Annotated in this window: 9 protein-coding genes; 4 read left to right on the top strand and 5 right to left on the bottom strand. The window is 42.2% G+C overall.

Annotation, left to right across the window (positions count from 1 at the left end; translation table 11 throughout):
* The first annotated feature begins 126 nt into the window (after positions 1-126).
* Entirely contained in the window at positions 127-546 is a 420-nt protein-coding gene (arr, locus tag KWJ01_RS13395; RefSeq protein WP_224996988.1) for an NAD(+)--rifampin ADP-ribosyltransferase, read from the top strand.
* Positions 547-671: 125 nt separating this feature from the next.
* Here the strand turns inward: arr and KWJ01_RS13390 are convergent, their stop codons facing one another.
* Entirely contained in the window at positions 672-1,196 is a 525-nt protein-coding gene (locus KWJ01_RS13390) for a GNAT family N-acetyltransferase (RefSeq protein WP_224996986.1), read from the bottom strand.
* A complete protein-coding gene (locus tag KWJ01_RS13385; RefSeq protein ID WP_224996984.1) occupies positions 1,193-1,636 on the bottom strand; it encodes a carboxymuconolactone decarboxylase family protein in 444 nt (147 codons plus the stop codon). Before KWJ01_RS13385 ends, KWJ01_RS13390 begins: the two co-directional genes overlap by 4 nt.
* Before the next feature lie 560 nt (positions 1,637-2,196).
* Between KWJ01_RS13385 and KWJ01_RS13380 the strand changes: the two genes are divergently transcribed.
* Entirely contained in the window at positions 2,197-3,141 is a 945-nt protein-coding gene (locus tag KWJ01_RS13380; RefSeq protein WP_224996982.1) for an alpha/beta hydrolase, read from the top strand.
* A 479-nt stretch (positions 3,142-3,620) separates the two neighbouring features.
* Here the strand turns inward: KWJ01_RS13380 and KWJ01_RS13375 are convergent, their stop codons facing one another.
* The 3 genes from KWJ01_RS13375 to KWJ01_RS13365 form a co-directional block, all read right to left on the bottom strand.
* Positions 3,621-4,253, bottom strand: a complete 633-nt coding sequence (locus KWJ01_RS13375) for an NAD(P)-dependent oxidoreductase (RefSeq protein ID WP_224996981.1) — start codon at positions 4,251-4,253, stop codon at positions 3,621-3,623.
* A 72-nt stretch (positions 4,254-4,325) separates the two neighbouring features.
* Entirely contained in the window at positions 4,326-5,117 is a 792-nt protein-coding gene (locus KWJ01_RS13370) for a helix-turn-helix domain-containing protein (protein ID WP_370634717.1), read from the bottom strand.
* Positions 5,118-5,360: 243 nt separating this feature from the next.
* On the bottom strand, positions 5,361-6,818 hold the full coding sequence (locus KWJ01_RS13365; RefSeq protein ID WP_224996977.1) for a VWA domain-containing protein: 1,458 nt from the start codon (positions 6,816-6,818) through the stop codon (positions 5,361-5,363).
* 700 nt (positions 6,819-7,518) lie between these two features.
* On the opposite strand from KWJ01_RS13365, the gene KWJ01_RS13360 reads away from it, so the two are divergent.
* The gene (locus KWJ01_RS13360; RefSeq protein WP_224996976.1) at positions 7,519-8,127 is read left to right on the top strand and encodes a hypothetical protein; all 609 of its coding nucleotides are present in this window, start codon (positions 7,519-7,521) and stop codon (positions 8,125-8,127) included.
* 485 nt (positions 8,128-8,612) lie between these two features.
* Positions 8,613-8,894, top strand: a 282-nt coding sequence (locus tag KWJ01_RS13355) for a Gfo/Idh/MocA family oxidoreductase (protein WP_224996975.1), incomplete at its 3' end; no start/stop codon positions are given.

Below are 8,894 nucleotides of genomic sequence, written 5' to 3'. Positions count from 1 at the left end.
GATGAATTGGCGAAGGGCAAGAAGTTAGAGAAGATTTTACGCAGCTCGTAGGTGGATGTAGGGCAGCTTCGTTGCTACGGACAATTCCAACATAGGGTAAACGGTATTCAAAACAATAAGGAATCCATGGGAAGAAACAGTACAATTGATTTTTCACAGACGTTCTATCACGGCACCAAAGCTAATCTAAATGTAGGCGACTTGATCCAAGCTGGCTTCAACTCAAACTACGGCAAAAAGAAAAAGGCGAAATACATTTACCTTACAGCTACCCTGGACGCTGCTATTTGGGGAGCTGAACTTGCCTTGGGTGATGGGCGTGAAAGGATTTATATAGTTGAGCCAACCGGTTCAATTGAGGACGACCCAAACTTGACGGACAAGAAATTTCCAGGCAATCCGACAAAATCGTACCGTTCTCTGTATCCATTAAAAATTATTGGAGAGGTAACTGCTTGGCAAGGACACTTACCCGAGGAACTCAAAGCAATGAAAAAGCATCTAGAGGAGCTTGAGCGAAAAGGTATTGAGGCAATCGAAGACTAAATAAACTGAACCCAATAGAGGGAAAGCTAAAGGATATAAGTCTAAATTTTAATGAAAGGTGCTCCCAGCTTTTCACCATTATTCATGTTCCAGCTGCAATTATTCTGGTATTAGCACCAGACAATTCATGGTAAATTAAAAGCCGGAGAATACACTACAGTGCCTGCCTTAGCATTCAAGGCTCCTTTTTCTAATTCTATGGCCATAAAAGCTTCATCGGGAACTTCAAATGGGCAGAAAATTCCCCATGCAGATGCAGGTCTGAAGCCAAACCTCGGATAATACTCCTGATGCCCAAGCACAATGACAGATTGATAACCTATTTCCCTGGCCCTGGTAAGGCCTGCTTGTACCAGTAAGCTACCAATGCCTGTGTTTTGATAGCCTGGTGTAACAGCCATGGGAGCCAGGGCCAAAGATGGATATGACTGCTTTCCTGCTATGTGCACGTGAGTAAACTGAATATAGCCTACTATCCCATTTTTAGCATGTTCTGCAACCAAGCATAGTTCAGGAATATATGCTGTTGAGGCTCTTAGTCTTTCTACCAGTTTAGCTTCATCCTCCCTGCCGAATGCAGACGCAAGCAGGGAATACACTGCTGCATGGTCAGCAGGCGATTCCTCTCTGATCTTGATCGGGTTTTTCACTGATGTGAATGCTTTAAGTGAGTAGCAACGGCTATTCTATTCCAGGCGTTGATGGTGACTACCTGCATGATAATTTCTGCAATCTCATTTTCTGAGAAATGTTGTTTCACAAGGCTATAGGTCTTCTTGGAGAGTCCTCTGTCCGAGATTTTTGTTACCTCTTCAGTAACAGCAAGAGCGGCTTTTTCTTTTTCTGTAAACAGAGGCGATTCCCTCCAGGCACTCAAAGCATAAATCCGCTGTTCGGTTTCGCCAGCCTTACGGGCATCGGTGGTGTGAATCTGGATGCAGTAGGCACAACCATTGATCTGCGAAGCCCGGATTTTGATCAGTTCCTTTAGAGAAAAATCAATGCTGGTATTTCTTAGGTATCTCTCCAAGGCATGCATGGCTTTATAGGCTTCTGGGGCTACTTCTTTGATGATTATCCTTGCTTCCATTTTATATTAGTAATTAGCTCTTTCAAGAGTTAATTTAATGATTATCAGCATAATTTCTATAGTTGCCAGTACACACGTGGACGCTATCAGGCTTCGCTTGCCCAGGCTAAGATCATTCTTTAGGTAGCCCATTTTGCTGAAATGCACCTCTTAATAATGATTTACATTCCTCTATAGCTGCTTGTTATTTGTGAATTGTAAACCCAGACTTTTCAAGCAACAGCTAAGTTTTTAAAGGTTAAACATAGCTTGAACTGTAGTTCTATTCCTTCATTTCTTTCTAGCGGCTTACTGCTCTGGATGCTAATATTTGCTTAATTGATACACTTCTGCAACAATTAGTCATATAAACCCTATTGTATACCCTAGGATGGATTGAAAGCTTATTTGTAGATAAATAAGCTACCAAATCAATTAATTACATGCATGAATTCTGGTTGCATGTAAAATTTGTTAGATTTGAAAATGTGTTAAAGCAGTTGAAAAGAACATTATTTGCTTAATTCTGGCTTTACATATGGATAATTGATTCGTGATATAAATATCCAAAAAAGTTAAATATGTCTTTAGATCCTCAGGCTAAGGCTTTTCTTGACCATATGGCTGCAAGCGGTGCACCGCCAATCCACTCATTGACACCTGCTCAAGCGCGTGCAGCACTTGGTAATCTTGCAGAATTAGGCGGGCCCCCAGCTCATGTCGCTCAGGTAGAAGACAGGAATATACCTGGTCCAGGCGGTAACATACCCATTCGAATTTATACTCCTGAAACAAATCACCAAGGTAAAGCTCTTTTAGGTGTCATGGTTTACTTTCACGGTGGTGGCTGGGTTATGTGCAATATCGATACGCATGACCGCATTTGCCGGAAAATTTCCAACGAATCAGGCTGTATTGTGATTTCAGTAGAATACAGGCTAGCGCCGGAAAATAAGTTTCCGGCCGCACTGGATGATGCTTACGCGGCTACCAGTTGGGTATGTGAAAACGCTACATCATTTGGAGGTGATCCAACCAGAGTGGCTGTAGGGGGAGATAGCGCAGGTGGGAATCTTGCAACAGTTACAGCTTTGCTAGCTCGTGACCGAGGCACCCCAAGTATAGCCTATCAGGTTCTGGTTTATCCGGTAACAAATTATTATAAAGCAGGTACAGCCTCTTACAAAGATTTTGCGGAAGGGTACTTTCTTTCCCTCAACGACATGATCTGGAATTTTAATCACTACCTTACAAGCGAAGCTGACGCTGAAAATCCATTAGTAAGCCCACTAAAAGCAGAAGATCTTAGTAATTTACCTCCAGCTTTAATTATTACTGGTGAATATGATCCTTTAAGAGATGAAGGTGAAGCCTATGGTAAACGTTTATTAGAAGAAGGAGTGCCAGCAGAAATAGTAAGGTTCAATGGACTGTTTCATCCATTTTTGAATTTAGGTGGTGTAATAGAAGAAGCAAATAGGGCTATTAGTGTGATCGCAAATCGCTTGAAGCAGGCGATAGGATAATTTCAATCCCAGAAAATCGAAACCTGCATCATCTTCACTCCTTTGATAGTACATTCATCATCTTGGACAATCATCTAGGTTTATGCAAAAAAAGCAGGCACAAAAAACCTGCTTTTCTCATTTCTTACATACAAGTATCTGCCCCAACCAGCTACAGGTTGTTTATAAAATTCTGCGGGTAAAAGTTGCAGAAATACCCTCACAGTATCTCCAGAGTGCTTATGGTCTAAGTCAATTGCAGTTTCTGAAACCTCTATTCCAGTTAACTTGAATCCATTATCGGAAAAGATTTTTCATTTCTGCCGTATCAATAGTGGCTGAGTTCAGAGCCATACTGCTTCGGCCAAAAGGGAAAGAATGAAAGGCGGTGATCTTAGCTGTCCCAGTGAACAGGCCATCGTTTCTATATTGTTTTGCAGTGGTTGTTATCTTTTGTTCTGTTACTCCACTATTTTTGATGGTACTAAGCATTTTTATAATTAGTATGAAAGTCCAGGGCTTTGATGCACATATTGATTACTGGTAAACTCCTTGATGATGAAATCAGCCACATCTTTTCTTGAAATCTTAAGTTTTGTGGTTCTGTCATCATGAGAAAATCCGTGTCTGTAGTGTCTTGTTCTTTCGCCGTCCGTGAACGCTCCAGGCCGCACCAACGTCCACGACAGACCACTCTCCTTAACATATTTTTCCTGGAGTTCGTGATCATGATAAACCTTCTTTAAAAACCAGCCAAACATGATTCTTTTCCAGAAAAAGTTCAGATTTCCCCTGCTGCTGCCTGCGCCAAGCGTTGTCTGACAAACCAACCGATCAACGCCATTTTTTTTCATTCCGTCTAATATATGCCAGGTACCTTCTGATCGAACCAGGCCTGTTCTGCTCTTACCTGAACCCAATACAACACATACTGCATCATGACCTTTTATTGCTTTATCGACAGATGTGGGATTGAAAACATCACCCTCGACAATTGTTAAATATTGGTTGCTGGTGGGTTGCACCTTAGCCTTATTTCTGCAAAATGCTGTTACATCAAAGCCTGCTTCAATAGCCTGCTGTACTACATGTTTTCCTACTGATCCGGTGGATCCAAATACAATTAGTTTCATGATCTTTTTAATTTTGATGACATGAACAAAAGTATTTTGGACAAGCGTCAAGAAATTGAACAAAACCGGCAATCATGAATGCTGTAAGGCTTGAAGACGATATTGTTTAGGAGATAAGCCTGTGTAGGACTTGAAAACTCTGATAAAATGAGACTGGTCTGCATAACCACAATCAAAGGCTATATCTGTAAATCTTTCTGAACCGACGTTCTCAATTTTCTCAAGTGAACTTTGGAATTGGATGATTTTTGCAAATTGCTTGGGAGTGAGACCTACTTCATTCATAAAACTCCTTTCAAAGGTCCTTTCTGTCAGGTAAACCTGATCCCTTATTTCGCTAATTCTACCCAAACCCCTGTTCTGGATAATCTGGTGAATGGTGCTTTGAATACGATCATCTTGCTTGACGGTATGAGTCGAAAGCAATGCTTCAGCCAGGTCAGACATAATCTCAATCTGTGTGGGCAGATCATTTGCTGTTTTTAGTCTCTCATAAAATTCCTCGATGCTTATGCCTTTCAAATGATGGAGATCATAACATTCATCATTCAGGACCTTTGGATCGATATTCAGGAGATACCTGGAGGCAAATGGATACAGCTGAAGTACCACAAGCTGATAAGCACCCTGAGCGGATAAGGTTACAGGATTTAAGGTCTGCCCATATAGAAAAAGGTCCGAAAGCTTTTTCCCTTTTGGCATTAGAAAAAGGCCGTTATCAGCCCTTTGGTACATGATGCCCGGGTAGCCATCTGCATATAGGGGAAGTGCCAGTGAACCAGATTGATCATCAGACGCATCAGTCATGATGCAGTTCACATAACAGCGAAGACTTTTGCGGACACGATATTGTAAAAATTGCATACAGCTACTGTACCATCCATTGAGGTAAACCATGCAACATCAGTTTGTGCGGAAAGCACCGATGTTAAACCTCAGCATGATAATTTCTCCAATCCCATTTTCAGAGGATACCCTGATGCCTTTACCCATGACACCTCTGCACAACCCTTATGTTGCTTCCGTTAAGGTTTCGAGCTGGGTTAACAGGAGCATGGTGATACCTTCAATACCACAAATCTGAAGCAATATGGCTTATCCTGGAGTCTACTCAAAACTTGCAGCCTTATCAATCAATTGAATAAATTCCTGCTTCCAAAGGTCTTGATTATTATGTGTTGCGTCGGCAGCCCACTGTTTTACCTGATGATAATCAGCACTTCCCAAATAAGCTGACTCTCTCAATAACATCGCATAGGCAGCGACAGACGCCGCAAACTGCATTTCTGCAGAGGAAGCTTCAAAAAGGTTGCCCTCATCAAAAATTTCAAGTTTCAGAGGATTGCTGACATCGCTGGAGGGTTCCTTATAACGAAAATCAATGGTGAAAGTAGGTACGGCACGAATGTTAGGCGCTGGTTTGGGTTTTATTTCATAGAGTGCGGTAATGGTTTGCCCCGCCCCTATTTCACCTGCATCTTTTGTGTCATCTTCAAATTCCTCACTCTCCAGCTTCCTGTTCTCATACCCGATCAGGCGGTAAGATTCCACAAGCTCTGGATTGAAGGTAAGCTGCACTTTCACATCTTTTGCAACGGTGAAGAACTTACTGAATTCCTGAATAAAGACTTTTTCTACCTGGTCCAGGTTATCCAGGTATTCATAATTACCATTGCCATGATTAGCTACCTGCTCCATCATGCCCTCGTTCAGGTTTCCGGCACCAACCCCTAATACTGTTAAGAAAATGCCTTCATCACGCTTGGATTCTATAAGTTTAACCAGTTCATCCTGACTGGATACGCCAACATTAAAATCGCCGTCTGTGGCCAGGATTACCCGATTATTCCCTCCTTCAATAAAATGTTCTTTCGCAATCTCATAGGCCGTAACGATTCCCTGTGCACCTGCCGTGCTCCCTCCTACTCCCAAGGATTGTATTGCCTGTTTTATTCTGGTTTTATCTGCACCGCTGGTGGCTGGAAGCACTACGCCCGCCGATCCTGCATAGGTTACAACAGAAACCTGGTCATGCGCTTTAAGCTGATCTGTAAAAAGTGTAAATCCTTTTTTCAGTAGATCAAGCCTATCTTCTCCGGTCATTGAACCTGATACATCTATCAGGAAGACCAGGTTCGATGGTGGCAGCTGTTCCTCCGGGATATCTGTTCCCTTCAAGCCAATCCTGATCAGCTTATGTGCATCATTCCAGGGACACGCACTAACCTCCCCGTTAACCGATATAGGACTTCCATCCGTCGCCTCTGGATAATCAAAAGTAAAATAGTTGATCAGCTCTTCTGTTCTGACGGCTGCTTTGGGTGGTAGCTGGTTCATGGAAAGAAAGCGGCGCACATTGCTGTAGGAAGCTCCGTCTGCATCCACTGAAAAAGTAGAAACCGGCTGATCTGCCACCGCAACGAAAGGATTTTCTTCAAAGTCATTATAACGCTCACCACCAGTAAACTCACCGTTGAAGTAAATCCCGATATCTCCTGAATCCTCATGGCAGGAAATTGTAAAAAGTAAAAGTGCAACACACAGGAAAAGTAGGTTCTTTTTCATGTTTGTAGGGATTATGCCTAAAAACTGGCCTGATACTTAACAATACCTAATGTCTGACTATTAAATTATATATACAACAATGTTGCAATAATTTTATGTAGTTAAATCCTGACTGAGGGTGAACTGTAAATAAAAAGGCAAATAGGTTTATCCCCTGCTGTCTCCTACTGCAAGGGCTTGGTGTAGAAACGAGCAAAGCTTCTTTATTTCCTCATTCTTCTTATTTGGTTGTCATCAAGTCGCCTGTGCAAAAATTCCAAATAAACTTCGCCCCACCTGAAGATTCGGAATTATAAGGTCTGGTAAAGGTCTTATTGCCGGAACCATGCGTGACCACTAATTGACTAAAGCAGTAGCCCGCGCTTCCTCTGAATCCATTAAAGTCTGTAGATGTTATGTTAAACAATTCAGTAATCTGATTCTACAGCTGGCTCCATTATTCCTCCGGCTCAGGCAGTTCTTTCTTTTCCTACTATTCCTTTCATATTTCCTTTGTAAAAGGTAACAGCATAAAAATGCGCAACGAAACATATTCTGTTGCCTACATATGGGTGCTCATAAGCGATAAATAGAAATCGGTCTAAGACCTTCGCCCTAAGGTGATTTACTTGTCAGTCTTGACCGTGACCTGCGTTCGCAACTGATGGGTACCAATACAACTACTTTGATTTTTACATAAATAATTTAACTGTAAAAAACTATGAAAAACCGGACCCTTGGTACTATTGCTCTTATTGGCGCTCCGTGCCTGTTCATCAGCTTTCAATTTCCCAGCACCACCGCTGACGCCGTCGGGGACTCTGCCATCTCAAATGCATTCGGACTTCTGTACCTGATCGGCTGGATGTGCAGTGTTACCGCCCTCCACCGAATGGGGGCAACAGGCAATACGTTCTTTGGCAAGGCACTCATACCGCTGTTACTTGTCTCTTTAACCATTGCCAGTATCTCAAACATATATGCCATGATCTTGCCACAGAATACTGAGTTATATTTTTACATTGACCTGTTCTGGCCAATCAGTAATTTGTTAATGTTTATAACGGGGATAACAGTAGCTGCGGCCAACAAACTGAAGGGATGGAAACGCTTTGTTCCCCTGGCTGTTGGAATCTGGTTCCCTCTGATGGTGATCAGCATGGCACTTATAGGAAGAACTCCGGCTACTGGTCTGGCACTTGGTCTGTACGCTGCCTTTGCTTGGTCTGGCATGGCCATCATGGTGATGGAAACAAAGGGTAAGCCGGAGAAAAATAAGAAATTTTCTAGGCTGGATTATGTTGCGGCTGATAAGGTTTTGCAGCGTTGATAGCCCAGCAAACTACTTCTGGAAGATAGATTTGCCCATTCTGGCTGTACTTCTTTTCCCTAGCCGATCTTCTTGTTCTATATCTTTTCTAGGTTGAATAGACAAACAGCGCTGCAAAAAGCTATAAACCCTGTAAAAGCCTCCTTCTCCTTAAAGCAATAGGGCAACTCCCTCCGGTAAGACTTTGGATGAGTTGCTTCATATTATGATTTTGCCATCATAAGAATACGGGCAAGAAGCCTACTTGTAAAACTGCCTTTAACTATGGTTAGTTAGATGTATAGCTATTGTATGCACTTTTCATAGTAAAAATAGCAGTGCTTATAGACCGTAATCAATTCCTTTATCAGTACGTCCCAGCTTTAATTTTACTAAATTGGGCTTACCCTATAGCAACTGTTTTTTTTGTCGTTGAAAACATGAAGTACTTTTTTGCAGCCCTCGTTTGTCTTTTATTCTTCTCGCAAACCTATGCCCAATCACCTATGAGAATAGCAATAGCAGGTTTAAGTCATGGTCATGTAGACTGGTTTTTTAACCGCTCTGGTAAGAGTGACAATGTTCTGGTAGGAATTTATGAGACTGATCAGGCGCTGGCGAACAAGTATGCCAAGCGATACAACATTGACCAGAAGCTGTTTTATAACGACCTGAACAAGATGCTGGATGAGGTAAAGCCAGAGGCTGTTTCTGCCTTTGGTGCCATCAGTGATCATATTGCAATTGTCAGGGCCTGTGCGCCCAGGAAAATACACGTGATGGTAGAA

Origin of the sequence: Cesiribacter sp. SM1 (assembly GCF_020178975.1) — a bacterium.
Taxonomy (GTDB): Bacteria; Bacteroidota; Bacteroidia; order Cytophagales; family Cyclobacteriaceae; genus Cesiribacter.
Note: the sequence above shows the minus strand (reverse complement) of the source record. Positions and strands in the feature narration are given on the sequence as shown.